Here is a 26,582-nt window from a genome sequence, read left to right as displayed (position 1 = left end):
GAAGAATGGCTGAAGAGAAAGCACCGAAAGGTAAGTTTTATATCACGACTCCGATCTACTATCCGAGTTCCAAGCTCCATATCGGACACACATACTGCACCGTCATGGCGGACGCCATGGCCCGGTACAAGCGTCTGTGCGGATATGACGTCCGGTTCCAGACCGGAACCGACGAGCATGGCCTGAAGATCATGCAGAAGGCGAAGGAGAAGGGGGTTACACCCCAGGAGTATGTGGATGAGATCGTCGGCGGAATTCAGGATCTGTGGAAGACCATGGAGATTTCCTATGATGACTTCGTCCGTACCACCCAGCCCCGACATGTGAAGCGGGTGCAGGCGATCTTCGAGAAGATGAATGCGAAGGGGGACATCTATAAGGGAAAGTACGAAGGCTGGTACTGCACGCCGTGTGAATCCTACTGGACCGAGAGCCAGCTGGTGAACGGCTGCTGTCCGGACTGCGGCCGCCCGGTGGAATGGACGTCGGAGGATGCGTACTTCTTCCGCCTTTCGAAGTATCAGGACCGGATCCTGGAACTGTTCGATCAGCACCCGGAGTTCCTGCAGCCGGATACGAGAAGACATGAGATGATTGAATTCGTGAAGCAGGGACTGGATGATCTGTGCATCTCCCGTTCTTCCTTCGACTGGGGTATTCCGGTACCGGGGGATCCGAAGAGTGTCATCTATGTATGGCTGGATGCGCTGACGAATTACATCACCACCCTGGGATATCCGGATGACACGGCGGAATTCGAGAAGTACTGGCCGGCGGATTATCATCTGGTGGGGAAGGAAATCGTCCGGTTCCATTCTGTGATCTGGCCGGCGATGCTGATGTCCCTGGAACTGCCGCTGCCGAAGCATGTTCTGGGCCACGGCTGGCTGCTGATCGACGGCGGAAAGATGAGTAAATCCAAGGGGAATGTGGTGGATCCGGTTTTCCTGATCGACCGCTACGGCATCGATGCGCTGAAATATTTCCTGCTCCGGGAGTACACATTCGGTCAGGACGGCGTCTTCACGAACGAAGTCATGCTGAAGCGCATGAACTTCGATCTGGCTAACGACCTGGGCAATCTGCTGTCCCGTACGGTTGCCATGATTGAGAAATACAACGACGGCATCACGCCGGATGCAGCGACAGAGGACGACATCGACCGGGAGTTGAAGGAAGTGGCTCTGGGGGTTGTGCCGAAGATGGACGCCCACATGGATGATTTCCAGTTCAACTATGCGCTGGAGGACATCTGGGAACTGGTTCGCCGGGCGAACAAGTATATCGACGAGAAGACACCGTGGATTCTGGCGAAGGACCCGGAGAAGAAGCCTGAGCTGGACACCTGTCTGCACAACCTGGCAGAGTCCCTGCGCATCATCTCCATCCTGATTATCCCGTTCATGCACACCACGTCCGAACGCATGAGAGCACAGCTGGGTCTGCCGGAGGACAGTGCCTGCTGGGAAGATGCCTCTGTGTTTGACCGGATCCGGGGGGCGAAGGTGACAAAGGGTGATCCGCTGTTCCCGCGTCTTGACATTGAGAAGGAACTGGCGGAACTGGAAGCTATCAAGGCGAAGACCATGGCGGAAGCGAAGAAGAAGGCAGATAAGGAAGCGAAGCAGTTCGTGGAGAAAGATGCCATCGATTTCGACGATTTCGGGAAGATCGACCTGAAGGTGGGTACGATCATGAAGGCAGAGAAGCACCCGGATGCGGACAAGCTTCTGGTATTCAAGGTCCGGATCGGCACAGAAGAACGTCAGATCATTTCCGGTGTGGCAGAATACTATCAGCCGGAGGAACTGGTCGGAAAGAAGGTGATCGTGGTGGCGAATCTGAAACCGAAGAAGCTGCGGGGACTGGAGTCCAAGGGCATGCTGCTCTTCGCAGATGACGGGAAGAAACTTTCCATCGTCACAACCGACGCCGACGACGGAAGCAGCGTGCAGTAGCGCAGGCGGCCTGTTAAGATGCACGATGAAGATGCGTAATGAAGATGCACGAGGCAGGAAGAAACGAAAAGAACAGAAATCGTCCGGGGCTCCGGCCCCGGCGATTTTCATGTGGAGAGGACGGAATAGACGAAAATGAGGCTGTTCGACGCACACACACATCTGAATGACGAGGATTACACGCAGGAAGCCCGGGAGGAAGCGGCGCAGCGGATCGCCGCTTCTGACGTGGCCTATATCATGGACCCGGGCAGTGACCTGGCCACATCCCGGCAGGCTCTGGCAGATGCCCACGCCTACAGCTGGTGCTACGCCGCGGTGGGGTATCATCCCCATGAAGCGGATCATCTGACGGAGGAGATTCTGGCGCAGATCCGGGAAATGACGAAGGATCCCAAGGTGAAGGCGGTGGGGGAAATCGGCCTGGATTTCCATTATGATCTGTCGGACCGGGAGAACCAGCGGTACTGGTTCCGCCGGCAGCTCCGGATGGCCAACGAACTGCATATGCCGATCATGATTCACACCCGGGATGCGGATCAGGAAACCATGGACATTCTGAAGGAGGAGGGGGCCTTCTCCCCGGAGAGGAAGAGCTGGTTCCCGAAGCGGCCGGGTCCGGAGGGCACAGAGACGGAGGACGCCAGAGTGCTGCTTCACTGTTATTCCGGCAGTGCGGAGATGGCGGAGCAGTATGTGAAGCTGGGGGCCACCATATCCATCTGCGGCCCGGTGACGTTCAAGAACAACCGGAAGACCCGGGAAGTGGTCCGGCGGATTCCGGAGCAGTATCTGACGGTGGAAACGGATGCGCCGTACATGACGCCGGAGCCTTACCGGGGCCGGCCGAATCTGGCGCCTTATGTGGAATTCACCTGCCGGAAAGTGGCGGAACTCAGGGGTATTTCCTACGAAGAAATGGCGGAAATTACCTGTCGGAACGCAATGCGGTTCTATGATATCCGGTAGAACGGACGGATATTGGAGTGCGGCGGGCCGGCCTCGTTTTGGGGCCGGGCTGCCGCACGATTTTTTTGTTGCCTGAAACAGTGTTTCTATCTTCATTATTGAATCATTTTAGAGCGTGTGCTAAAATTAGTTGTTACTATGGGATTGGTATCGGAAAGTTGTAATGAAACACGAAAATTGTGACAAGCAGGAGGCGTACTTTGAATAAATTCGTGAAGAACATTGTCATATACATCGTCATTTTCGGCATTGTGCTGGGAGTTGCGGCGCTGTACAGGGGGGCTGCGGACGGAAGTACGAAGGAGGTTTCCTTCTCCACCATGGCGTCCTACCTGAAGAATGACAAGGTCCAGTCGCTGAATATTACGAACCAGAAGATCACCGCGAAGCTGAGCAAGGAGAAGACTGTGTATGCTTATGCGCCGGGGGCTCTGGAGATTGAATGGCTGGAACAGAAGTATGTATATAAGATGGTGGATAACGGTCAGCTGAAGATGGAGACCGATCCGCCGAGCCATACCAGTACGATCATGTCGATTCTTCCGACGTTGATCATGGTCATCGCACTGGGATTCCTGTTCTATCTGATGATGAATCAGGGGGGCAACGGGAAGGCGTTCCAGTTCGGGAAGAGTCGGGCGAAGCTCTACCGGGGCGATGAAGGAAAGAAAATCACTTTCAAGCAGGTAGCCGGCCTGAAGGAAGAGAAGGAGGAGCTGCAGGAGGTGGTGGACTTCCTGAAGGATCCGCGGAAATACAATGATGTAGGAGCGAGAATTCCGAAGGGAATTCTGCTGGTCGGTCCGCCGGGCACCGGAAAGACCTATGTTTCCCGGGCTACAGCCGGGGAGGCCGGTGTTCCGTTCTTTACCATCAGCGGTTCTGATTTCGTGGAAATGTTCGTCGGCGTGGGTGCGTCCCGTGTCCGGGATCTGTTCGATCAGGCGAAGAAGAATGCGCCGTGCATTGTGTTCATCGACGAAATCGATGCGGTGGGCCGTAAGAGAGGTGCAGGCCTGGGCGGCGGCAATGACGAACGGGAGCAGACCCTGAACCAGCTGCTGGTGGAGATGGACGGATTCGCAGAGAATTCCGGCATCATCATTCTGGCAGCCACGAACCGTCCGGACGTACTGGATCCGGCCCTGCTTCGTCCGGGCCGCTTCGACCGTCAGATTGTCATCGGCATTCCGGATGTGAAGGGCCGGGAGGAGATTATCCGGGTTCACTCGAAGAATAAGCCGCTGGCGAAGGAGGTTTCCCCGGAAATCATTGCCCGCCGCACACCTGGCTTCACACCGGCGGATCTGGAGAACCTGCTGAATGAAGCGGCGCTGATCACCGCCAGAAGAAACGGCAGATGGATCCGCATGGCGGAGATTGAAGAGGCGACCACGAAGGTCATGGCGGGACCGGCGAAGAAGAGCCGTGTGATCAGCGAGAAGGAGCGGAAGCTCACAGCATATCATGAGGCGGGACACGCTGTGGTCATGCGCAGTATTCCGGGTTCCGATCCGGTGCACCAGATCACAATCATTCCGAGAGGCTCGGCCGGCGGATTCACCATGTGGCTGCCGACAGAGGACCGTTCCTTCGAGACGAAGAAGGACATGGAACACCAGATCATGCACCTTCTGGGGGGACGTGTCTCGGAAGCACTGACGCTGGACGACATCAGCACCGGTGCCAGCAACGATATCGAGCGGGCCACGGACATTGCCCGTTCCATGGTCACGAAGTACGGTTTCAGCGAGAAGATCGGACCGGTCAACTACAGCGATTCCGACGACGTGTTCCTGGGTCGGGATTTCAGCAAGACGAAGGCTTATTCCGACAGTGTTGCATCCGAGATCGATCATGAGGTCAGAGATATTCTGGAGAGAGCTTACCAGGAGACGGAACGCATTCTGAAAGAGCATATGGATCAGGTCGTTTCCGTTGCAGAAGCCCTGATGCGTGTGGAAACTCTGGACGGAGAACAGTTCGAAGAACTGTATACCGGGAAGATCGATGCCGAGGGCATTGAGAAGCAGGTCCGGGAACATGAGGATAAGATCCGCCGTGAGAACGAGAAGGAAGCGGCGGAATCCCGGCAGATCCGGAAAGAAGAGGAAGAAGCCAGAAGGGCTGCAGCATCCGAGGATGAGAACGGACAGGGCCCGCGGGTGATTCGTCTCACCATTGACGATCAGAACGGCGGACTCGCCATTGAAGATTCCGCCCATCCCGGGAAGAAGGAACCGGCGGAAGGAGCCGGTCGTCCGGAGGCGGAGGAAACCCCGGCGGAAGAAACCCGGGGAGAGAATCCGCTGCCGGAGAGTCCGGATGCGCCGGAGACCCAGGACGGGAAGACCGACAAGGCAGATAATGCAGACGGGGAATAGACAATACGAAAGGATATGGTGATTCATGAAAATCGCAGTGAATGATTGCCTCAGTTTGGAGAAGATGACACCGAGTATCCTGGCAGCAGGCCGGCGAAATATCGGGAACCGGGTTCGCTCGGTTTCCGTCATGGATGCCACCGACGCAGAGCGGGCGGTGGCGGAGAATGGTGTGAAGGAGCAGCTGGTGCTGACCTCCTTCGTCGGACTGGACAACGACATCGAGACGAAACGGGATATCGTGGATGCGCTGGCCAGAGCGGGCATCGCAGCCCTGGTGGTATTCCATCAGAAGAACGGACTGACGACGCTGGGAGACGATGTGGTGAAGGCCGCCGAGAATATGGGGCTGCCGCTGATTGTCATTCCTTCCGACAATCCGGCCCAGTACCGGGATGTGATCGAACAGGTCATGGACGAGCTCCGTTATGGAGATAACTTCCGCAACGGTCTGATCAACAACACAATTTACCATCTGCTGGATTTTGAGAAGCACAGCAACTTCCAGTCTGCGCTGAAGGAAGCCGCCCTGAGTAATAATTTCCAGGTCGTCCTCCTGTCCCGGGATTTCAATCCGATCCTGGCCATTGAAACCAGACAGAAGGTGACTATCGAGGATGCCATCCGCATGGGGAAGAATCACGATGTGGAGCAGTCCGGCATCTACACCTTCATCGACGTGAACGGGGTCCTGACATACTGGGGACCGATCTCGGTGAACGGAGAGAAGTACTTCCTTTTCATTGTGGACAACGAAGACAATTACTCCGCCGGGGAGATTTCCAAGCTGGCCGAGATCATCGAGCTGGCCATGGGAATGTGGAAGTATACGCCGAAGCGGGACGTCAAGGCGGAGTTCATCAAGGCGATGGTCAGAGATAACAAGTCCCTGGCTTATTCCCTGAAGGACGAAATCGGTCTGGATCCGGATACGATCCTCAGCGTGTTCACCGCCCGGGGCATCGAGAATGAAGAAGGGAACGAGATTATTTCCCGTTATGAGAGCCAGGAGAGCCTGGAGGTCATGCGGGTTGTGGACGGAGAAGAAACCAGCGCCGTGGTGGTGAAGCACGGCGAGTCTCCGGAGAAGGACAAGTTCGCACAGAAGATGGCCTGCCTCGCCATGTTCGACAGCCTGAAGGAAATCGGGAAGACGGTGCGGATCTTCCACTGCACCGGCATCAACGGCATCGAAGGTGCGGGGGATGCCTTCCGTCTGATCGGAGAGACCTGGACTTTTGTGGAAAGTGTCTTTCCGTATAAGCGGGTGTTCACGAAGTACGAGCTGGCACTGGTGTCCAACTGCATCAATCTGCAGGTACAGGGCGGCCACCTGAAGAAGACCTACATCGACCTGCTGGAACCGTTCCGCCGGGAAATGGGTGAGAACAAGGCCAAGCAGCTGCTGGAAACCCTGGAGACCTTCGTTCTGGACGCTGGTATGAACAGCGGAAAGACGAGTACTTTCATGGGAATCCACACGAATACGGTTCAGTACAGACTGAAAAGAATTAATGAAATACTGGGTGCGGAGATTACCGGAAACCGGGTGATTCCGGGTCTCACCATGGCCCTGGCACTGAAACGTCTGGAAAGGGTAGTGAAGTAGCAGGTAACAGCATGTTATTAGCATTTGATATTGGAAACAGCAATACTGTACTCGGGGTGTTCCGGGACGGAGAATTGCTGACGAACTGGAGAATTGAGACGGACAGCCACAAGTCCGCAGATGAATACGGAATGCTGGTGAAGCAGCTGTTCGCCGATCAGAAGATCGACAGGAAGGACATCGATGACGTCATCATCGCCACCGTTGTGCCGTCGGTGCTGTACACCATCCGTCACATGGTCATGAAATACTTCGGCATCGTGCCCATCGTCGTGGAGTCCGGCATCAAGACCGGACTGATCGTGAAGTACGACAACCCGAAACAGCTGGGGGCGGACCGGATCGTCAATGCGGTTGCCGCACACCAGAAGTATGGCGGTCCGCTGATCGTCATCGACCTGGGAACGGCCACCACATTCTGCGCCATCTCTTCGAAGGCGGAATACCTGGGCGGCACCATCGCACCGGGGGTGAAGATCTCCTCCGAGGTGCTGTTCGAAAAGGCGGCCAAGCTGCCGAAGGTGGAACTGGAAGATCCGGGACACACCATCTGCCGGAATACCATTCTGGGCATGCAGTCCGGTCTGATCTACGGCCACATGGGCATGGTGGAATTCATTGTCCGCAAGATGAAGAAGGAGCTGGAGAGGCTGGACGGCACCGGCCAGCCGGTGCGGGTCATCGCCACCGGCGGACTGTCTACCATGATCAGTTCCGGTGTGGAATGCATCGACGTTGTGGACAAGATGCTGACCCTGGAAGGCCTGGAGTTCATCTATGAAAAGAACCGGCATCACGGCCGGCGGGCCCCGAAGAACGAGGAGGGACTGGTATAGTGATTCCGAATGAAAACAGGATCACGAAAATCGGAAATTTCGAGCCGGAGAATCCGTTTTTTCTGGCTCCCATGGCAGGATTGACGGACGCTCCCATGCGGCGCATATGCGGTGAGATGGGAGCGTCTCTCGTCTATACGGAGATGGTGAGTGCGAAGGGGCTGTACTACGGGGACCGGAAGTCGGACCTTCTGCTCTTCCGCTATCCGGAAGAGAAACCCACTGCATTCCAGATCTTCGGCCATGAACCGGACATCATCGCCTATGCGGCGGAGAAACTGGATGAGCGGGACCATGTGATTCTGGATATCAATATGGGCTGTCCCGTTCCGAAAATCGTGAAAAATCAGGAGGGTTCCGCCCTCATGAAGCAGCCCCGCCTGGTGGAGGAAATCATCCGGGCGGCGGTGAAGCACACCTCGAAGCCGGTGACGGCGAAGATCCGGGCTGGATTCAATGATGAGAGCCGGAACGCTGTGGAAGTGGCGAAAGCCATCGAAAACGGCGGCGGTGCGGCGGTGGCGGTGCACGGACGCACCCGGGAGCAGTACTACGCCGGCCGGGCGGACTGGGACATCATCCGGCAGGTGAAGGAAGCGGTCCGCATTCCGGTCATCGGAAACGGCGATATAACGGACCCGTCCTCCGCCGGAGCCATGATGGAGCAGACCGGATGCGATTTCGTCATGGTCGCCCGGGCCGCCCGGGGCAATCCCTGGCTGTTCCGGGATCTGGACGACTGGTGGAACGGACGGGCGCCCCATCCTGCCCCGTCCATGGCCGAGAAGAAAGCCATGATGAAGCGGCAGCTCCGGGACATGATCGAACTGAAGGGCGAGTACGCCGCCGTGCGGGAGATGCGCAGCATCAGCGGATGGTATCTGAGGGGCGTTCCGGGGAGTGCGAAGATGCGGGGGATGCTCAACCGGATCGACGATGCCGATACATGGTACCGGGCCATCAGTGAAATCCCGGAGGAGAGGCCTTCCTGCGGCGCCGGAGAGGACAAAGAATAACCGGGAGAACGTGCGGAAAGAGCGATCTTTCCGTGCGTTTTTTTTGCAGGAAAAATTTTTCGATAAAATAACAATAATTATCGTTTTTATTATTGACATAATCCCTCTGCCGTGATACATTATAGTTGTTCCAAGCGAAAGGCGTAGAAATGAAAGGAGTAGGACAGAAAAGTATATGATCAAGCACAGCAGACAGCGTGACTGTATCAAGGCTTTCCTGATGACCCGAACCGATCATCCGACCGCCGAGACGGTGTACCAGAATATCCGGAAGGAGATTCCGAACATCAGTCTGGCGACGGTCTATCGTAACCTTTCCCTGCTGACAGAAATGGGAGAGATCCAGAAGATCAGTACAGGGGAGGGACCGGACCGGTTCGACGGCAACGCTGCGCCGCATAACCATTTCGTATGCCGGCACTGCGGCAGAGTCCTGGATCTTGAGATGGACAGCATCGAAGAGATCAACGACATTGCCGGAAGGAGTTTTCAGGGGAAAGTCCTGGGACATGTGACCTACTTTTATGGAATCTGTCCGGACTGTCTCGCGCAGGAGGACCGGGAAGATGCGGTTTCCTGATAACAAGTCAATCAATTCAGCCGCACAGCGCGGCGGGCGATAATAGGAAAGTACAGGATCCGTTCCGGGGATGAAACCGGATCGGAACAGAAAGGAAAGGGTAACATTATGAAGTATGTATGCACAGTTTGCGGTTATGTCTATGAAGGTGAATCTCTCCCGGCAGATTTCACATGCCCGGTATGTAAGGCTCCGGCTTCCAAGTTCCAGGCACAGGACGGAGAGATGACATGGGCTGCTGAACACGTCATCGGTGTTGCGAAGGGCGTCAGTGAAGATATCATTGCGGACCTGAGAGCGAACTTCGAGGGTGAGTGCTCCGAAGTCGGTATGTACCTGGCGATGAGCAGAGCTGCATTCCGTGAGGGTTACCCGGAAGTCGGTATGTACTATGACAAGGCTGCCCATGAAGAGGCAGAGCATGCGGCGAAGTTCGCGGAGCTGCTGGGTGAAGTCGTTTCCGACAGCACAGCGGAGAACCTGAGAGTCCGTATCGAAGCAGAGAACGGCGCGACAGCAGGAAAGACAGACCTGGCGAAGAGAGCGAAGGCTGCGGGTCTGGATGCAATCCATGACACAGTTCATGAGATGGCTCGTGACGAAGCGCGTCACGGCAAGGCATTCCAGGGCCTGTACAACAGATATTTCGGCAAGTAATCGAAGACAGATAGCAGACGGCCGGTCCCGGTGCCCATCGCACCGGGACCGGTATTTTTTTACATAACGAAAAAAATACCGGCATGCGGTTTCGCATGCCGGTAATCTTCCAAGGGATTTCTAACATGAAGATCCGATATCCTGCTCAATTGATATCATTATGGCTCATCGTTCCCCTCATTGAGATGACAGATGGTGGTGTGTTGTTAATGTTCTGTCATCCTGTTCTCATTATAGTGTAGAGCTGAGGGAATGTAAAAATAGAATGAATGAACCATAAATTAAGTTAAACTTAAATATGTACTGTGCTACAATAAGAATATCATGATGGATCGTACGCCGTTCAACACAGAAAGGATGACAACATATGGATACGGCCAGATATAAAGCATTTATTGTAGCAGCGGAAGAGGGGAGTATTTCCAAGGCGGCTGAGAAACTGGGATACACACCTTCCGGCATCAGTCAGCTGCTGAAGGCCCTGGAGACGGATCTGGGCATCGCGCTGCTGAACCGGGGGAAAAAGGGGGTGCGTCTCACGGAGGCGGGGGAGAATCTCCTGCCGGACTTCCGGGAGATCGTGCGCCTGGAACGCAATGTGTTTGACAAGGCCCAGGCGGTCAACGGACTGGAGCGGGGCAGCGTGGTCATCGCCTCCTACCCGAGCGTGTCGGTTCACTGGCTGCCGGAGGTGATCAAGAAATTCCAGGATGATTATCCGGGTGTCCGGATCAACGTCCGGGAGGGTGTGCGTCAGGAAATCACCGACTGGCTGGATCAGGGGGTGGCGGACATCGCCTTCTTCACCTACAAGGAAGGCATGCCCTACGACTGGATTCCCCTGGCAGAAGACCGGATGGTGGCGGTGATTCCCCAGAACCATCCTCTGGCCGGCCGGACCAGTTACCCTTTGTCCTACTGCAACAACGAAAAGTTCATTATGCCGGCCCTGGGCAGAGATGAAGACGTGCTGGCGCTGTTCCACGAGAATCATATTCACCCGGAGATCCGCTTCTCCACCCAGGAGTCGGTGTCTGTTTTGTCCATGGTGGAGAAAGGCCTGGGCATGAGCATCATGAACGAGCTGTCCACAGAGTATGCGAAGGAATATTCCAAGTTCAACGTGGTCCGGCTTCCGGTGGATCCGCCCCAGAGCATCACCGTGGGCATTGCCCTCCGGTCCGAGGATCAGGCGGCGCCGGCCACGAAGATGTTCATCAAGTATGCGGTGCGGGAACTGACCCGCAGCGAGGTGCAGTATTCCGGGGAAGACGCCGGGAAAGTGCTGGACGAACAGGGAATTTAGGGTATAATTAGCAGGTATGCGGTTTCGGAAGGGAGACCGGGGGTATAAGAAAACCGTTCATTATTGAAATTTACCGGCTGCCCGGGGCAGCCTTATCAGAAAGGAAGTAGTAATATGGCAGAGAAAGTATCCAGAGAGAAAGTGGAAGCGGCACTGGGAGAAATCCGCAAGGTTCTGCAGCGGGACGGCGGAGATCTGGAACTGGTGGATATCACCGAGGATAACCAGGTGCAGGTGAAGCTGCAGGGACACTGCGTCGGATGCCCGGGTGCGCAGATGACGCTGAACATGGTTGTGCAGCAGATTCTGCAGGAAGCGGTTCCGGAGGTGACCGGCGTTGTCAACGTCCAGTAACGTGGAACGGATATCCGGAGAGCTGGAAGAATGGATCGGCCGGAGCAGAGATGCTGCGGCCGAAGCCTTGTCAGAACTGATTTCTATACCGAGTGTACAGGCGAATCCTGTATCGGTTCGTCCCGGAGAGAATTTTCCTTACGGGCAGGCCGTGCAGGATGCTTTTGCGTACATGCTTTCCCTGGGACGGGAAGCAGGATTCCGCACCTGTGACATGGATCACCGGGCGGGCCACATCGAATTCGGAGACGGCGAAGAGACCGTGGGCGTGCTGGCCCATCTGGATGTGGTGCCGGCGGGGGACGGATGGCAGTTCGACCCCTTCACGGCGGGCATCTCCCCGGAGGGGATGATCCGGGGCCGGGGGGCGCAGGATGACAAGGGACCGCTGATGGCTGTTTTTTTTGCCATGAAGGGACTGAAGGAGATCGGCTTCCGGCCGGCCCGGAAGATCCGGCTCATTCTGGGACTGGACGAGGAGACGTCGGGGGACGGTCTGGAATATTATCTGAAACGGGCCGGGATGCCGGACCTTGGCTTCACCCCGGACTCGGAATTTCCGGTGATTCACGGGGAGAAGGGAATCCTGGAGTTCAGTCTGGCGAAGAAGCTTCGCCGGAGCGGCCGGAAGGGGCTGGATCTGCGGAAACTTTCCGGCGGGGATGCGGTGAATGTGGTGCCTGGAAGTGCCCGGGCGCTGGTGAACAGTCCCCAGCCCTCCCGGTACGACGCTGTCTGTGAGAAGGCCCGGCGCTTTTCGGAGAAATCCGGGTTTCCGCTGCAGACGAGGCGGAGTGGAAAGTCCCTGGAAATCAGGGCGGAAGGGTTGGCTGCCCACGGGTCGGTGCCGGAAAAGGGGCGGAATGCCATTTCCATTCTGCTGGCGTTTCTGGGAGAGCTGTCCTTCGTGAATGAGGATGTGAATGAATTCATCCGCTTCTATAATGAATACATCGGATTTTGTACCGACGGGTCCGGGCTGGACTGCGCCTTCCGGGACAGCCGGTCCGGTGCCCTGACTTTCAATGTGGGGATGCTCCATTACGACCGGGAGGCGGTCGGCGTGGATTGTGACATCCGGTACCCGGTAACCTGCCGGGGCGAACAGATCTATGAAGCCATGATGCCGGTGCTTGACCGGTTTGGCATGGGGCTGGTGAAGCGGGAGGAGGAACCGCCCCTCTGGTTCGAGCCGGATGATCCACTGGTGGAATCCCTCATGGAAATTTATCGGGAAGAAACCGGCGACCGGGAAGCTCTGCCCCTGGTTTCCGGCGGGGGAACCTACGCCCGGGACTGTCCGGGCACCGTGGCCTTCGGCGCACTGTTTCCGGGGGATGAGGACCGCATGCATATGCGGGACGAACAGATCACCGAAGAACGCTACCTGCAGCTGATCCGTATTTACGGAAAAGCGCTGATCCGGCTGGCGGGAGAACGGCAGGATCCCCGGGATGCGCAGAAGGCACGGGATGTACAGAACACATAGAATACACAGGATGCATGGAACCGCAATCCCTGCACCCGCAGGAATACAGGAGGAACGACCTTTGGAAGATATGAACACGAACCACCGTTACAGAATGGTACAGCTTGCCACGATGGCCATGATGACCGCCATCTCCAGCGTCCTGATCATGCTGATCACTGTACCGTTCCCGTTATTCCCGGATTTCCGCTATGACCTGGCGGATGTGCCGATTCTGATCACTGCCTTTTCCTTCGGACCGGTATCCGGTCTGATCGTGACGGCCATCGCCAGCGCCATTCAGGCCTTCGCCCTGGGCCAGGCCGGTCTCATGGGATTCATGATGCATATGGGTGCCACCGGCATCTTCGTCATTGTGGCGGGCTGCATTTACAAGCATCACAAGACCAAGCACGCCGCCCTTCTGGGCCTGGTGCTGGGCACGCTGGCCATGACTGTGCTGATGTGCATCCTGAACCTTGTGCTGGATCCGATCTTTTGGGGAACGCCCCGGGAGGCGGTGCTCCGCCTGCTGGTGCCGGCCATCATTCCGTTCAACCTGTCCAAGGCGGGCATCAATTCTCTGATCACCTTCCTCATCTATAAGCGGGTATCGAAGCTGATCCACCGGGCGGAAGACCGGTCCCGGTAGGCGGCCTCCTGCTTTCTGCGGAGGAAGACAAAAAAAGAAGGGAGGACGATCGGATGAGGGAAATCCGTATCCGAAATGAGGAAGATACGAAGGCCTTCGGCCGGAAACTGGCGGAGGAACTTGAGGCGGGGGACATTCTGGCTCTGATCGGCGATCTGGGCACCGGGAAGACGACCCTGACGAAATCCGTGGCAGCGGGACTGGGGGTCACTGAGGACATCACCAGCCCCACATTCAACATTGTGAATGAATACCATTCCGGACGGCTCCCGCTGTACCATTTCGATGTGTACCGGCTGGAATCCGGTGCGGATCTCTTCGAGATCGGCGGGGAAGAGTACTTCGATGCCGGCGGGGTCTGCATCATCGAATGGGCGGATCTGGTGGCGGAAGCGCTGCCGGATGATACGAAAGTGATATTCCTGGAGTACGGGGCACAGGAAGGAGAGCGGATATACAGATGTACATTTTAGTAATCGACACAACCGGCCCGGTGGGCTCCTGTGCGCTGCTGGAGCCGGAAACCGGCGCCATCCGGCAGAAAACGACGGAGGAGCCCATGGCCCATCTCCGGCGTCTTGCCGGGATGATGGAAGAACTGGTGCAGGAAACCGGATGTTCGAAATCGGAAATCGGTGCGGTGTCCGCCTCGGCAGGGCCGGGCTCCTATACCGGGATCCGGATCGGGGTCACCACAGCCCGGATGACCGCCCAGGCGCTGGGTGTTCCGTGCCTGAAGGTGCCGACCCTGGCCATGTTCCGGCCCCTGGCCGGGGACACAGGCTGCGCCGTCATCTTCAACGCCCGCCGGGGGCAGGTCTACGGCGCTGTGTATGGACCGGGGGGACAGGAAGTCCTGGCTCCGGGCCCGTATATGCTGGAGGATGTGACGAAAGCGGCAGAGCGTGCCGGTCTGAATCCGGTGTTCTACGGTGACGGAATCGATGCATACCGGGATTCCCCGAAATACGGGAACCTGCTTGCGGGAAAGGTCTTCGCCCCGAAGGCGGAACGGTACCAGACCGCCGAACTGGCAGCACGTTTCGCGAAGACCCTCTGGGAACAGGGAGACACCTGCAGCGTGGAAGAACTGCTGCCGGATTACATGCGGAAGACCGAGGCGGAGCAGAAGCTGGCGGACGGTTCCCTGGCCCGGGCCAGGGCGGCGAAGATGGCGAAGTTCCGCAGCCGGTAGAGGAGAAGCCCGATGGAAGAACTGAAGATCCGCAGGGCGGAAGGGGCCGATGCGGCGGCTGCGGCTGCTCTGGAGGCACTGTGCTTCTCCTGCCCCTGGACGGAAGAAGAGCTTCTGAGCGATATCGAAGAAAATACAGTGACGGACGTCATTCTGGCGGAGACGGGCGGAGCCCTGGTGGGTTATCTGGACATCCTGACCATCCTGGACGAATGTGACATCCGGCGGGTGGCGGTGCATCCGGCCTTCCGGCGGCAGGGCATCGCCTTTTTTTTGCTGGAAGCCCTCTTCCGGGAGGCGGACCCGGCCGGTGTCCATCGGTATACCCTGGAGGTGCGGGAAAGCAACCGGGGAGCTCTGGCGCTGTACCGGCAAGCCGGGTTTGCAGAAAACGGCAGAAGAAAAGACTACTATGACAGGGAAGACGGCGGGAAAGAGGATGCGATTCTGATGGAAAGGAAGACGGATCCGGAGAACCGCTGCGGAGGAAAGTGATCATTATATGAAAGACGGCAGATTTATTACAATGGGGATCGAATCCAGCTGTGATGAAACATCCATCGCGCTGGTGGCCGACGGCAGACACATTCTGTCCGATGTGATCTCTTCACAGATCAGCATCCATACGAAGTTCGGCGGGGTGGTGCCGGAGATCGCTTCCCGGCATCACCTGCAGAATATCAACCGGGTCATGGAACGGGCGCTGGAAGAGGCGGACATCACGCTGGATGAGGTGGATCTGATCGGCGTCACCAACGGGCCGGGGCTCATCGGCGCTCTGGTCATCGGTGTGGCGGCGGCGAAGGCCCTGTCCTTCGCCCGGGACATCCCGCTGGTGGGGGTGAATCACATGCACGGCCATGTGAGTGCCAACTACCTGCAGTACGAAGATCTGGAACCGCCCTTCATGGCGCTGATCATTTCCGGGGGCCACACGAACATTGTGGAGGTCACCGATTACAACACCTGCACGGTGCTGGGCGGAACCCGGGACGATGCGGCGGGAGAGGCCTACGACAAGGTTGCCCGGGTCATCGGCCTGGGGTATCCGGGGGGACCGAAGATGGACCGGGCGGCCCGGGAGGGAAATCCGGATGCCATCCACTTCAAGCGGGTCTACCTGGAGAAAGGCAGCTATGACTTCAGTTTCAGCGGGATCAAGACCCAGGTGCTGAATTATGTGAATCAGGAACGGCAGAAGGGCCGGGAGATCAATGTGCCGGATCTGGCCGCCAGCTTCCAGCAGGCGCTGCTGGACGTGATCATCCAGAAGACCATCGCCGCCGTGCAGGAACGGGGGGAGAAACGGGTCGTCATGGCCGGCGGCGTCTCCGCCAACTCCCATCTTCGGGAGCAGATGCAGGCGGCCTGTGATGCGAACGGCATCCGGCTCTATCGGCCGGATCCGGTGCTGTGCACTGACAACGGCGCCATGATCGCCGCTGCGGCGTATTACAAGTATCAGAAGCAGGGTCCGGACGGGCTGGACCTTGACGCATATGCCAACTTGCCCTTATAATATTTGTTCGTAACTTGAGAAACCGGAGCGGGAGAGACAGAAATGATTGTATTGTCGGCGACTGACATCTGTAAATCATACGGGACCGATGTGATCCTGGAAAACATCTCATTCCATGTGAATGGAGGGGATCGGATCGGCATCGTGGGGGCCAACGGCGCCGGGAAGACCACATTGCTGGACATCCTGTCGGGCCGTTCCCGGGCAGACAGCGGCAATTACTTTATTTCCGGTGATCTGAGCGTCGGCTATCTGAAGCAGAACGACAGTTTTGAAGAGGACCGGACTCTGATGGAGGAAGTCCACGAGATCTACGGGGGTTATGAACGGCAGGAGCAGGAACTGGCATCCCTGTCCGGTGCGATTGCAGATCTGGCGGCGGCCGGAAAGACGGATACAGATGAATATCAGGGGCTGATGCGGCGCTACGGCGATCTCCAGGACCGGTTCGACCGGGACGGAGGCTACAGCTGGAAGAGTGAAATGCGGGGCATCCTGCACAGCATGGCCTTCGGGGAAAACTACTATGATAAACCGATCCGTTCCCTGTCCGGCGGCGAGCGGACCCGGCTGGCCCTGGCCTGTCTGCTGATGCGGAAGCCGGATCTCCTGATGCTGGACGAGCCGACCAACCATCTGGACATCGGAATGCTGAAGTGGCTGGAGCAGTTCCTCCGGAACTACCGGGGTACGGTGATCATGGTGTCCCACGACCGGTACTTCCTGGATCAGCTTTGTACCGGTATCTTCGAGGTGGAACATCATCACCTGAAGACCTACCGGGGAAATTACACTGAGTTCGCCCGGCAGAAACAGGAACAGCGGGAAGCGGATCTGCGGGCATACAACAAGCAGCAGACCGAGATTCAGCGGCAGGAAGAAATGATCCGCAGGTTCAAGCAGCACGGCACTGAACACCTGGCCAAGCGGGCGGCCTCCCGGGAGAAGAGACTGGCCCAGATGGAGCGGGTGGACCGGCCGGAGGCGGAAGTCGGTTCCATGAAGATCCATTTCCACCAGAACTTCCAGAGCGGGAAAGACGTGCTGTTCGCCGAGGGCATCGGCGAGCGGTTCCGCACGGAGGACGGGGTGCGCCGTCTTTTTGAAAATGTGGATTTCGATATCAAGCAGGGAGACCGGATCTGTATCGTGGGACCGAACGGCATCGGAAAGACCACCCTGCTGCGTATCATGATCGGGGAACTGGCACCCACGGAAGGATACCTGAAGGTGGGCCACAATGTGGAATTCGGCTACTACGACCAGCGCCAGCAGCAGCTGGATCCGTCGAAAACGGTGCTGGAGGAAGTGCATGATTCGTTTCGGCTGTACAAGGACGGGGAGGTCCGGGGAATTCTGGGCCGGTTCCTGTTCCGGGGCGATCAGGTCTTCACCCAGGTCGGCGCCCTGTCCGGCGGAGAGAAAGCCCGGCTGGCACTGCTGAAGCTGATGCTGTCTGGTACGAATGTACTGGTTCTGGATGAGCCGACGAACCACCTGGACATTGATTCCAAGGAAATCTTCGAGGATGCCCTGCTGGAATACCCGGGTACCGTGATTGCGGTATCCCATGACCGGTACTTCCTGAACCGCGTCGCCACGAAGATCTTCGAACTGGGTCCGGAGGGGATCACCCGTTTCGAGGGGGGCTACGATTACTACGAGGAGAAGCGCCAGGAGATCGGATCCGGGAAGCAGTACATCGGAGAAATCGAGAGTGCGGTGGGCGCTGCGGAGAGACAAAGAGAGCAGGTGGCAGGCGGCCGGGAAACGGCGGATCCTGAGAACGGCTCCGGCTCGGTTTTGTCCGCAGAAGAGGAAAGACAGCGAAAGAAACAGCAGCAGGCCGAGGAACGCCGTGTGCAGCGGGCCAGGGAGAAGCTGGAGGCGGAGATCGAGAAACTGGAGGCGGAGATCGCAGCGCTGCAGGAGAAGATGTGCGACCCTGCCATCAGCTCCAATTCGAAGAAGCTCCGGGAACTGGATGAACAGGTGCAGGCGGATCAGGCAGCATTGGATGAGGCCTACGACGCCTGGTCGGAATTATAGTGCAGAAAATGACAGAGAGGTGAAGCAGCGGACCACTTCTTGATGAATGTGGAAATTGTTGCAATTCTTCGTTCTGTCAATTATAATTAGATTGTTAAAAGTAAAACGGGAGGAACTGACATGGTGTTTGATAAGATCAGAGATATCATTGTAGAGCAGCTGAGTGTGGACAAGTCGCTGGTGACGGCGGATACGAATCTCATGAAGGATCTGGAGGCGGATTCTCTGGATGCAGTGGAGATCATCATGGGCATCGAAGAAGAGTTCGGGATTGAAATTCCGGATGACGAAGCAGAGAAATTCCAGACAGTAGGTGATCTGGTCAAGTATGTGGAGAATGCCAAATAAGCAATGACGATCTATGGACACTGACCCGCCTGTTCGGCGGGTTTTTCTGCCTGGAGCGGTAGAGCTGAGAACAAGGAGTGGAAGAGAGTGAAACGGAAGAACGGAAAGATTTCCAATGCAGTCATCAGAAGACTGCCCCGGTACCGCAGGTATCTGAGAGAGTTACAGAAACAGGGAGTGGAGAAGATTTCCTCCAATGATTTCAGTGAACTGATCGGATACACGGCATCCCAGATCCGGCAGGATCTGAACAATTTCGGTGATTTCGGACAGCAGGGATACGGATACAGTGTGGATGGCCTGTACGAGGAAGTCAGCAAGATCCTTGGGCTGGATCATGACTACAAGATGGTGCTGGTGGGCGCCGGCAATCTGGGACAGGCGATTTCGAAGTATGCCATGAGTATTATCGACCAGGGGTTCCAGCTCTGCGCTGCTTTTGATATCAAGCCGGAACTGACGGGGAAGAAAGTGGAAGGCATTACGATCTATCCGTACGAGGAACTGGAATCCTATGTCTCCGAGAATCAGATTGATATCGGCATCATCTGCGTGAACAAGGGGAATGCCCAGGAAGTGGCGGATAAGCTGTATTCCGCCGGGGCCCGGGGAATCTGGAATTTCGCACTGGTGGACCTGGTGGTGCCGGAACAGGTGGCACTGGAGTCCGTCCATCTGGCGGATACCCTTCATTCTCTGGCTTACCATATGAATGATATCCGCCGGAAGAGCAGTGGGGCGGAAGGAAAGAAGAAATAATCGGATCATTGTGTCGGAGCTGCTGCCTGTGCGCCGGTTCCGGCATAGAAAAAAGCCGTTCCGCTGGATGCGGAACGGCTTCCTTCGATTCAACTCGATTATTCAGCTTCTGCCGGAGCGCCTACCGGGCAAACGCCTGCGCAGGAACCACAGCTGATGCACTTGTCCTCATCGATAACGTAGGCAGTTTCACCCTGGGAAATAGCCTCTACCGGGCACTCTGCCTCGCAAGCTCCACAGCTGATGCAAACTCCGTCATTAATCTTATAAGCCATAATTGTATCCTCCTTATAGCAGATTGTATAATTTGATCAACTCCGATTATAGCAGAAAGGATGCGTGAAGTAAAGTGCTTGTTTATTCTTTAACAGGTCCCAGCGGCACCGGGAAAAGCTACCAGGCCATGAATCTCTGCCAGGAACTGCACATTGAAAGTATGATCGACGACGGCCTCTTCATCTACCGGAACCGGGTGGAAGCCGGAACCTCTGCGAAGCACGAGAAAACCAAGGTGGGAGCCATCAAGGCGGCGGTTTTCGTCCGGCCGGAGCACCGGGAACAGGTAGCGGCCCGGATCCGGGCGCTTCGTCCCCGCAGTATTCTGATTCTGGGCACCTCTGACGACATGGCGGATAAGATCGCATCCCAGCTGGGGCTGCCTCCAGTGATGAAACGGATTCACATCGAGGACATCACCACGCCGGAGGAACGGGGGGTAGCGCAGCGTCAGCGGAATCTGCAGGGAAAACATGTCATTCCGGTGCCCACCATGCAGCTGAAACGGGACTTCGCCGGATATTTCATGGACCCGCTGCGCATCTTCAAGAACAGCGGCATCGGCAGCGGCTACAGTGAGAAGACGGTGGTGCGGCCGACCTTCAGCTATATGGGCGAGTTCTATATTTCGGAACACGTCATCACTGATATTGCAGAATGTGTGGCGGAGCATACGCCCCATGTGAACCGGGTCATGAAAGTCTACGATAATATGTCCTCTGACGCTCTGGTGATCTCCGTCATGCTTTCTGTGGACCGGACGGGCAGCATCTGGGCATCCGCCTCGGATTATCAGCACCGGCTGGCCCGGGAAGTGGAAAATATGACGGCGTTCAATGTGGTGAAGGTGGATATTCAGATCCGGGAGATCTCCTGAGCCAGGCGATCTCCTGAGACACACCGGGGATTTTCGGGCAGCAACGGGAAATCCCCGGATCTACCGTGAATCTCTGCGGTGCACCGGGGACCGCCCGGAAATTTCGAAAAATCTGTTGACATCCGGAGGGCCTGAGCATACAATAATAACTGTTGATTGGCACTCGTTGAATGTGAGTGCTAACAGGACGGCAGGGTGAACCGGAGAAACCGGGGATGCCCGTTCGAAGAGAAACAGCGCATTACTTATAACAGATCAGATACACAGGAGGTAGAGAAATGAGTTTTGGAATCAAGCCGCTGGGCAGCAGAGTTGTGCTGAAGAAACTGGAAGCAGAAGAGAAGACCGCAGGCGGAATCATCCTGACGAAGGCAGAGCAGGAACAGCCGCAGATGGCAGAAGTTGTCGCAGTGGGTCCGGGAACCTCTGACGAACCGATGGAAGTCAAGGCGGGAGACAAGGTTGTGTTCGCTAAGTACGCCGGCACAGAAGTGAAATACGAAGGCGAAGACTACACGATTATGAAGCAGAGTGATATTCTGGCCGTTGTGGAATAATCACGGGATATCATTTCAGACAGAATAGAGACAGTGACCATACAGGAGGTAAGGAATCATGGCTAAGGAATTAGTATACGGCGAAGACGCCAGAAGAAAACTGCAGGCAGGTGTAGATAAGCTGGCCAACACAGTGAAGATCACCCTGGGACCGAAGGGCAGAAACGTCCTGATCAGCAAGACATACGGCAGCCCGCTGATCACCAACGATGGTGTTACTATTGCGAAGGAAGTGGAGCTGGAAGACGGCGTGGAGAACATGGGCGCCCAGCTGGTGAAGGAAGTTGCGACGAAGACGAACGATGTGGCCGGTGACGGTACAACCACAGCTACACTGCTGGCCCAGTCCATCATCCGGGAAGGATTCAAGAACGTAGCTGCCGGTGCGAACCCGATGATCCTGAAGAAGGGTATTCAGGGTGCAGTGGACAAGGCTGTGGAAGAGATCCGAAAGACTGCCAAGAAGGTGGAGACGAAGGAAAGTATCGCACAGGTTGCTTCCATTTCCGCTGCAGACGAGACGATCGGCGGACTGATCGCAGATGCCATGGAGAAGGTGGGCAACGACGGCGTTATCACCGTAGAAGAGTCCAAGACCATGGGAACAACCCTGGACGTGGTAGAAGGTATGCAGTTCGACAGAGGATACCTCTCCCCGTACATGGTGAATGATACAGAGAAGATGGAAGCGGTTATGGAGAACCCGTACATCCTGCTGACAGACAAGAAGATCTCCAACATCCAGGATCTGCTGCCGGTACTGGAGCAGATTGCGAAGATGGGCAGCAAGCTGCTGATCATCGCAGACGATGTGGAAGGCGAAGCGCTGGCCACACTGGTTGTCAACAAGCTGAGAGGAACACTGGACGTTGTTGCTATTAAGGCGCCGGGCTATGGTGACAGACGGAAGGCCATGATGGAAGATATCGCTGTACTGACAGGCGGACAGGTCATCAGCAGTGATCTGGGCATGGACCTGAAGGAAGCGACTATCGACATGCTGGGCCGTGCAGGCACAGTGAAGGTGGACAAGGATAACACCACCATCGTCAGCGGCGCAGGTGCCAAGGAAGCGATCGATGCGAGAATTGCTGCCATCAGAAAGCAGGAGGAAGCATCCACATCCGATTATGACAAGGAAAAGCTGCAGGAGAGACTGGCGAAGCTGGCCGGCGGCGTAGCTGTCATCAAGGTCGGTGCTGCCACAGAGGCCGAGCTGAAGGAGAGAAAATTCCGGATCGAGGATGCGCTGAACGCAACGAAGGCTGCGGTAGAAGAAGGCATCGTTGCCGGCGGCGGCACAGCACTGTGCGAGACGATCCCGGCTGTGAAGGCTTATGCCGAAACACTGGAAGGTGACGAGAAGACCGGTGCGAATATCATCGTCAGAGCACTGGAGGAGCCGGTTCGCCAGATTGCAGAGAATGCGGGCTTCGAGGGAAGCGTTGTTGTGGCGGAAGTGAAGAGCCGTGACGCAGGCGTCGGATTCAACGCTGCGACGGATGAGTACGTGGATATGATTGCATCCGGTATCGTGGACCCGGCGAAGGTTACGAGATCGGCCATCCAGAACGCTGCGTCCGCATCCGCACTGCTGCTGACAACAGAGGCTGGCGTTGTGGAAATCAAGGAAGATACACCGGCCGTACCGGCTGCTCCGGCAGGCGGAATGGGCGGCGGAATGGGCATGATGTAATGTCCGTCCGGCGAAAAGCTGAATACAGATAGAAGAGCTGCCGCTCCTGGGATCATGAGGACCCCGGGAGCGGTTTTTGGCCCTTTGAAGAGGTTTTCAAGAGGTGCTTCAAACAGTGCAGCGAACGTTCTTTCCCGTCTTTTTTCGATCTTGCCAACCATCAGAAAATGTTATAAAATAGGTTAAATTCAACCGAAAGGTTTGATTTTTTTGTCTCATGACGTCGAAACGTTTGGAATATACAGGAGGAAGAAAATGGCGCATTACTTTGACGAACCGTCCAGAACATTCAACGAATACCTGCTGATTCCGGGCTATACCTCGGAAGACTGCACCGTAGAGAATGTATCTCTGAAGACACCGATCGTGAAATTCAAGAAAGGTGAAGAACCGGCACTGAGTGCGAATATTCCGCTTGTATCCGCGGCAATGCAGGCAGTATCTGATGACAAGATGGCTGTAGCGTTGGCGAAGGAAGGCGGAATTTCTTTTATTTACTGTTCCCAGTCCATTGAGAATCAGGCAGCCATGGTGAAGCGGGCGAAAGAATACAAGGCCGGTTTCGTCAGAAGCGACAGCAACCTCCGTCCGGACCAGACACTGCAGGATGTTCTGGATCTGAAGAAGAGAAGCGGTCACTCCACCATCGCCATCACCGATGACGGCACGGCGGAAGGCAAGGTTCTGGGTATCGTCACCAGCAGAGACTACCGTGTCAGCAGAATGGATCCTTCCACGAAGATCAGCGAATTCATGACACCGTTCGAGAAGCTGATCTACGCCAAGGACGGCTGCACACTGAGTGAGGCGAATGACATCCTCTGGGACAACAAGCTGAATGCACTTCCTGTAATTGACGACAACCAGCGGCTGGCCTACTTCGTCTTCCGGAAGGACTATGACAATCACAAGTCCAATCCGAACGAACTCCTGGACGAACACAAGCGCTATGTGATCGGTGCCGCAGTGAACACGAGAGACTACGAAAAGCGTATCCCGGCCCTGGTGGAGGCGGGCGCCGACGTATTCTGCTTTGACTCCTCCGAAGGATATTCCGTATGGCAGGAGAAGGGCCTGAAGTGGGTCAGAGACACCTACGGCGACTCCGTGAAGATCGGCGCCGGCAACGTTGTAGACGCAGATGGTTTCAACTTCCTGGCGGAACACGGTGCAGACTTCGTGAAGATCGGCATCGGCGGCGGCTCCATCTGCATCACCCGTGAGCAGAAGGGCATCGGCCGGGGCCAGGCTTCTGCCGTACAGGCGGTTGCGGAAGCCCGGGACAAGTACTTCGAGAAGACCGGCGTATATATTCCGATCTGCTCCGACGGCGGCATCGTATACGATTACCACATGACCCTGGCACTGGCCATGGGCGCAGACTTCATCATGCTGGGAAGATACTTCGCCCGCTTCGATGAGTCCCCTTCCAACCGGCTGATCATCAACGGAAATTACGTGAAAGAATACTGGGGCGAAGGTTCCAACCGGGCCCGCAACTGGGAGCGGTACGACCTGGGCGGCGACCCGAAGATGAAGTTCGAGGAAGGCGTGGATTCCTACGTTCCGTACGCCGGCGGACTGAAGGAGAACGTACAGCTCTCCCTGAACAAGGTGAAGTCCACCATGTGCAACTGCGGCATGACCGACCTGGCTTCCCTGCGCAGAGATGCGAAGATGACCCTGGTATCCGCCACATCCATTGTGGAAGGCGGCGCCCACGACGTCATCCTGCGGGATTCTGCCCAGAACACCATCCGGTAGCGTTCCGCCCTGCGGTAACTGAATCAGTGTGATGCGCATGCCGGCGGTATGCGCATCCTTTCGTTACGAAACACCCCGACGAGACTTAGACAAAAAATAATAAGGAGATCGTTCATGGAGAAAGACTTGATCATCGTCCTCGACTTCGGAGGACAGTATAATCAGCTCATCGCCCGCAGAGTCAGAGAGTGCAGCGTATACTGCGAGGTGCACCCGTACACTATTTCATTAGAAGAGCTGAAAGCGAAGAACCCGAAGGGAATCATCCTGACGGGGGGACCGAACAGCGTATTCGATCCGGCCTCCCCGCACTACGATCCGGCCCTCTTCGATCAGGGCATTCCGATCCTCGGCATCTGCTACGGCGCCCAGCTCATGGCCTGGAGCACCGGCGGCACCGTGGAAACGGCACCGGTCAGCGAATACGGAAAGACCGAAACATCCATCGACCGGACCGGCCGCCTGTTCGGTGACGTGGCAGAAACCACTACCGTCTGGATGAGCCATACAGACTACATCTCCAAGGCACCGGAAGGATTCCGGGTTACGGCCCATACCCCGGTCTGCCCGGTGGCCGCCATGGAAAACGACGAAAAGAAACTCTACGCCGTCCAGTTCCATCCGGAAGTGACCCATACGGTGGAAGGCACGAAAATCCTGCGCTCCTTCGTCATGGGTCCTTGCGGCTGCAAAGGCGACTGGAAGATGGACGACTTCGTAGAGAGAACCATTCAGGAAATCCGGGAAAAGGTGGGTGACGGAAAGGCGCTGTGCGCCCTGTCCGGCGGCGTGGACTCCTCAGTGGCTGCCGTACTCATGTCCAAGGCCATCGGGAAACAGCTCACCTGCGTCTTCGTGGACCACGGCCTGCTCCGGAAGGGCGAGGCGGAGAGTGTGGACAAAGTCTTCGGGCCGGACGGTCCCTATGACCTGAACTTCGTCCATGTGGACGCCCATGAACGGTATTACGAAAAACTGAAGGGCGTCACAGAACCGGAACAGAAACGCAAGATCATCGGAGAGGAATTCATCCGGGTCTTCGAGGAAGAAGCGAAAAAGATCGGCGCCGTGGACTACCTGGTGCAGGGCACCATCTACCCGGATGTCATCGAGAGCGGCCTAGGCAAGTCGGCCGTGATCAAGTCCCATCATAACGTGGGAGGACTGCCGGACCACGTGGATTTCAAGGAAATTATTGAGCCGCTGCGCATGCTCTTCAAGGATGAGGTCCGGGCGGCGGGACTGGAACTGGGCATCCCGGAAGACCTGGTTTACCGTCAGCCGTTCCCGGGTCCGGGACTGGGCATCCGGATCATCGGCGAGGTGACCGCTGAGAAGGTGAAGATCGTGCAGGAAGCGGATGCGATCTACCGGGAAGAAATTGCGGCTGCCGGCCTGGCTCGCAGCATCAACCAGTATTTTGCGGCACTGACGAATATGCGTTCCGTCGGCGTCATGGGAGACTTCCGCACCTACGACTACGCTGTCGTCCTCCGGGGCGTCACCACTTCCGACTTCATGACGGCGGAGGCGGCGGAGATTCCGTGGAACGTCCTCCAGCGGATCATGAACCGCATCGTTAACGAGGTGGACCACGTGAACCGCGTCTTCTACGACTTGACATCGAAACCGCCTGGAACGATTGAGATGGAGTAACTCCCCCTGAGAACGAGCCGGAGGCGAAGTTCGAAGGGCAGGAGTTACCCACGCGAGGGTTGCCCGGGAAGGCGAGTCGGAAGACGAAGGCTGAGCG

General features: G+C 56.6%; 24 protein-coding genes and 1 pseudogene. 24 read left to right on the top strand and 1 reads right to left on the bottom strand.

Annotated elements, in window-relative coordinates; translation table 11 throughout:
• Positions 1-2 precede the first annotated feature (2 nt).
• The 19 genes and pseudogenes from metG to BLQ24_RS03380 form a co-directional block, all read left to right on the top strand.
• Positions 3-1,958: pseudogene (gene metG, locus BLQ24_RS03470) on the top strand (methionine--tRNA ligase); the annotation flags it as partial.
• 135 nt (positions 1,959-2,093) lie between these two features.
• Entirely contained in the window at positions 2,094-2,927 is an 834-nt protein-coding gene (locus BLQ24_RS03465) for a TatD family hydrolase (RefSeq protein ID WP_090162704.1), read from the top strand.
• 200 nt (positions 2,928-3,127) lie between these two features.
• A complete protein-coding gene (ftsH, locus tag BLQ24_RS03460; protein ID WP_090162701.1) occupies positions 3,128-5,311 on the top strand; it encodes an ATP-dependent zinc metalloprotease FtsH in 2,184 nt (727 codons plus the stop codon).
• Between the two features lie 25 nt (positions 5,312-5,336).
• On the top strand, positions 5,337-6,920 hold the full coding sequence (locus BLQ24_RS03455; RefSeq protein WP_090162699.1) for a PucR family transcriptional regulator: 1,584 nt from the start codon (positions 5,337-5,339) through the stop codon (positions 6,918-6,920).
• Between the two features lie 11 nt (positions 6,921-6,931).
• The gene (locus BLQ24_RS03450; RefSeq protein ID WP_090162697.1) at positions 6,932-7,756 is read left to right on the top strand and encodes a type III pantothenate kinase; all 825 of its coding nucleotides are present in this window, start codon (positions 6,932-6,934) and stop codon (positions 7,754-7,756) included.
• Positions 7,756-8,772 carry a tRNA dihydrouridine synthase DusB gene (gene dusB / locus BLQ24_RS03445; RefSeq protein ID WP_336433256.1) on the top strand — a complete coding sequence of 339 codons (1,017 nt, stop codon included), beginning with the start codon at positions 7,756-7,758 and terminating at the stop codon, positions 8,770-8,772. Before BLQ24_RS03450 ends, dusB begins: the two co-directional genes overlap by 1 nt.
• A 175-nt stretch (positions 8,773-8,947) precedes the next feature.
• Positions 8,948-9,352: a Fur family transcriptional regulator gene (locus BLQ24_RS03440; protein ID WP_090162695.1), complete on the top strand. Its 405-nt coding sequence runs from the start codon at positions 8,948-8,950 to the stop codon at positions 9,350-9,352.
• Between the two features lie 105 nt (positions 9,353-9,457).
• Complete coding sequence (locus tag BLQ24_RS03435; protein WP_090162693.1) at positions 9,458-10,009, top strand: NADH peroxidase; 552 nt, start codon at positions 9,458-9,460, stop codon at positions 10,007-10,009.
• Positions 10,010-10,376: 367 nt separating this feature from the next.
• Positions 10,377-11,315: a LysR family transcriptional regulator gene (locus BLQ24_RS03430; RefSeq protein WP_090162692.1), complete on the top strand. Its 939-nt coding sequence runs from the start codon at positions 10,377-10,379 to the stop codon at positions 11,313-11,315.
• 114 nt (positions 11,316-11,429) lie between these two features.
• A complete protein-coding gene (locus tag BLQ24_RS03425) occupies positions 11,430-11,669 on the top strand; it encodes a NifU family protein (protein WP_090162690.1) in 240 nt (79 codons plus the stop codon).
• Positions 11,653-13,158 carry a dipeptidase PepV gene (gene pepV / locus BLQ24_RS03420; protein ID WP_090162688.1) on the top strand — a complete coding sequence of 502 codons (1,506 nt, stop codon included), beginning with the start codon at positions 11,653-11,655 and terminating at the stop codon, positions 13,156-13,158. The genes BLQ24_RS03425 and pepV overlap by 17 nt, the downstream gene beginning before the upstream one ends.
• 70 nt (positions 13,159-13,228) lie before the next feature.
• A complete protein-coding gene (locus BLQ24_RS03415) occupies positions 13,229-13,789 on the top strand; it encodes an ECF transporter S component (RefSeq protein ID WP_205508017.1) in 561 nt (186 codons plus the stop codon).
• Positions 13,790-13,842: 53 nt separating this feature from the next.
• On the top strand, positions 13,843-14,262 hold the full coding sequence (gene tsaE, locus BLQ24_RS03410) for a tRNA (adenosine(37)-N6)-threonylcarbamoyltransferase complex ATPase subunit type 1 TsaE (protein WP_090162686.1): 420 nt from the start codon (positions 13,843-13,845) through the stop codon (positions 14,260-14,262).
• Entirely contained in the window at positions 14,250-14,984 is a 735-nt protein-coding gene (gene tsaB / locus BLQ24_RS03405) for a tRNA (adenosine(37)-N6)-threonylcarbamoyltransferase complex dimerization subunit type 1 TsaB (RefSeq protein ID WP_090162684.1), read from the top strand. The genes tsaE and tsaB overlap by 13 nt, the downstream gene beginning before the upstream one ends.
• A 12-nt stretch (positions 14,985-14,996) precedes the next feature.
• Positions 14,997-15,479 (top strand): ribosomal protein S18-alanine N-acetyltransferase, encoded by a 483-nt coding sequence (gene rimI, locus BLQ24_RS03400; protein WP_090162682.1) that lies wholly within the window; start codon positions 14,997-14,999, stop codon positions 15,477-15,479.
• A gap of 7 nt (positions 15,480-15,486) precedes the next feature.
• Positions 15,487-16,503 carry a tRNA (adenosine(37)-N6)-threonylcarbamoyltransferase complex transferase subunit TsaD gene (gene tsaD / locus BLQ24_RS03395; protein ID WP_090162680.1) on the top strand — a complete coding sequence of 339 codons (1,017 nt, stop codon included), beginning with the start codon at positions 15,487-15,489 and terminating at the stop codon, positions 16,501-16,503.
• Between the two features lie 42 nt (positions 16,504-16,545).
• Positions 16,546-18,552: a ribosomal protection-like ABC-F family protein gene (abc-f, locus tag BLQ24_RS03390; RefSeq protein ID WP_090162678.1), complete on the top strand. Its 2,007-nt coding sequence runs from the start codon at positions 16,546-16,548 to the stop codon at positions 18,550-18,552.
• Between the two features lie 120 nt (positions 18,553-18,672).
• Entirely contained in the window at positions 18,673-18,900 is a 228-nt protein-coding gene (gene acpP, locus BLQ24_RS03385; RefSeq protein ID WP_090162676.1) for an acyl carrier protein, read from the top strand.
• Positions 18,901-18,987: 87 nt separating this feature from the next.
• Positions 18,988-19,659, top strand: coding sequence for a redox-sensing transcriptional repressor Rex (locus tag BLQ24_RS03380; protein WP_090162674.1), 672 nt, complete (start codon positions 18,988-18,990; stop codon positions 19,657-19,659).
• 98 nt (positions 19,660-19,757) lie between these two features.
• On the opposite strand, the gene BLQ24_RS03375 is transcribed toward BLQ24_RS03380, so the two are convergent.
• Entirely contained in the window at positions 19,758-19,934 is a 177-nt protein-coding gene (locus BLQ24_RS03375) for an indolepyruvate ferredoxin oxidoreductase subunit alpha (RefSeq protein WP_090162673.1), read from the bottom strand.
• Between the two features lie 128 nt (positions 19,935-20,062).
• Between BLQ24_RS03375 and BLQ24_RS03370 the strand changes: the two genes are divergently transcribed.
• The 5 genes from BLQ24_RS03370 to guaA all read left to right on the top strand — a co-directional run bounded on the left by BLQ24_RS03370 (position 20,063) and on the right by guaA (position 26,485).
• Entirely contained in the window at positions 20,063-20,812 is a 750-nt protein-coding gene (locus BLQ24_RS03370; RefSeq protein WP_090162671.1) for a hypothetical protein, read from the top strand.
• 278 nt (positions 20,813-21,090) lie between these two features.
• Positions 21,091-21,369, top strand: coding sequence for a co-chaperone GroES (locus BLQ24_RS03365; protein ID WP_090162669.1), 279 nt, complete (start codon positions 21,091-21,093; stop codon positions 21,367-21,369).
• A gap of 58 nt (positions 21,370-21,427) precedes the next feature.
• Entirely contained in the window at positions 21,428-23,065 is a 1,638-nt protein-coding gene (gene groL / locus BLQ24_RS03360; RefSeq protein ID WP_090162667.1) for a chaperonin GroEL, read from the top strand.
• Between the two features lie 255 nt (positions 23,066-23,320).
• The gene (locus tag BLQ24_RS03355) at positions 23,321-24,829 is read left to right on the top strand and encodes an IMP dehydrogenase (RefSeq protein ID WP_090162665.1); all 1,509 of its coding nucleotides are present in this window, start codon (positions 23,321-23,323) and stop codon (positions 24,827-24,829) included.
• Between the two features lie 114 nt (positions 24,830-24,943).
• Positions 24,944-26,485 carry a glutamine-hydrolyzing GMP synthase gene (gene guaA, locus BLQ24_RS03350; protein ID WP_090162662.1) on the top strand — a complete coding sequence of 514 codons (1,542 nt, stop codon included), beginning with the start codon at positions 24,944-24,946 and terminating at the stop codon, positions 26,483-26,485.
• The last annotated feature ends 97 nt before the right edge of the window (positions 26,486-26,582 follow it).

This window comes from Eubacterium pyruvativorans (assembly GCF_900102225.1).
GTDB lineage: Bacteria > Bacillota > Clostridia > Peptostreptococcales > Anaerovoracaceae > Aminicella > Aminicella pyruvativorans.
Note: the sequence above shows the minus strand (reverse complement) of the source record. Positions and strands in the feature narration are given on the sequence as shown.

Bases quoted from the DNA above. Each gene is read 5' to 3' on its own strand.
- BLQ24_RS03355 (WP_090162665.1), top strand. From the start codon at position 23,321: ATGGCGCATTACTTTGACGAACCGTCCAGAACATTCAACGAATACCTG.
- groL (WP_090162667.1), top strand. From the start codon at position 21,428: ATGGCTAAGGAATTAGTATACGGCGAAGACGCCAGAAGAAAACTGCAG.
- BLQ24_RS03430 (WP_090162692.1), top strand. From the start codon at position 10,377: ATGGATACGGCCAGATATAAAGCATTTATTGTAGCAGCGGAAGAGGGG.
- BLQ24_RS03370 (WP_090162671.1), top strand. From the start codon at position 20,063: ATGAATCTCTGCCAGGAACTGCACATTGAAAGTATGATCGACGACGGC.
- BLQ24_RS03375 (WP_090162673.1), bottom strand. From the start codon at position 19,934: ATGGCTTATAAGATTAATGACGGAGTTTGCATCAGCTGTGGAGCTTGC.
- abc-f (WP_090162678.1), top strand. From the start codon at position 16,546: ATGATTGTATTGTCGGCGACTGACATCTGTAAATCATACGGGACCGAT.
- BLQ24_RS03440 (WP_090162695.1), top strand. From the start codon at position 8,948: ATGATCAAGCACAGCAGACAGCGTGACTGTATCAAGGCTTTCCTGATG.
- BLQ24_RS03415 (WP_205508017.1), top strand. From the start codon at position 13,229: ATGAACACGAACCACCGTTACAGAATGGTACAGCTTGCCACGATGGCC.
- tsaD (WP_090162680.1), top strand. From the start codon at position 15,487: ATGAAAGACGGCAGATTTATTACAATGGGGATCGAATCCAGCTGTGAT.
- guaA (WP_090162662.1), top strand. From the start codon at position 24,944: ATGGAGAAAGACTTGATCATCGTCCTCGACTTCGGAGGACAGTATAAT.
- tsaB (WP_090162684.1), top strand. From the start codon at position 14,250: ATGTACATTTTAGTAATCGACACAACCGGCCCGGTGGGCTCCTGTGCG.
- rimI (WP_090162682.1), top strand. From the start codon at position 14,997: ATGGAAGAACTGAAGATCCGCAGGGCGGAAGGGGCCGATGCGGCGGCT.
- tsaE (WP_090162686.1), top strand. From the start codon at position 13,843: ATGAGGGAAATCCGTATCCGAAATGAGGAAGATACGAAGGCCTTCGGC.
- BLQ24_RS03365 (WP_090162669.1), top strand. From the start codon at position 21,091: ATGAGTTTTGGAATCAAGCCGCTGGGCAGCAGAGTTGTGCTGAAGAAA.
- BLQ24_RS03450 (WP_090162697.1), top strand. From the start codon at position 6,932: ATGTTATTAGCATTTGATATTGGAAACAGCAATACTGTACTCGGGGTG.
- BLQ24_RS03425 (WP_090162690.1), top strand. From the start codon at position 11,430: ATGGCAGAGAAAGTATCCAGAGAGAAAGTGGAAGCGGCACTGGGAGAA.
- BLQ24_RS03455 (WP_090162699.1), top strand. From the start codon at position 5,337: ATGAAAATCGCAGTGAATGATTGCCTCAGTTTGGAGAAGATGACACCG.
- acpP (WP_090162676.1), top strand. From the start codon at position 18,673: ATGGTGTTTGATAAGATCAGAGATATCATTGTAGAGCAGCTGAGTGTG.
- BLQ24_RS03465 (WP_090162704.1), top strand. From the start codon at position 2,094: ATGAGGCTGTTCGACGCACACACACATCTGAATGACGAGGATTACACG.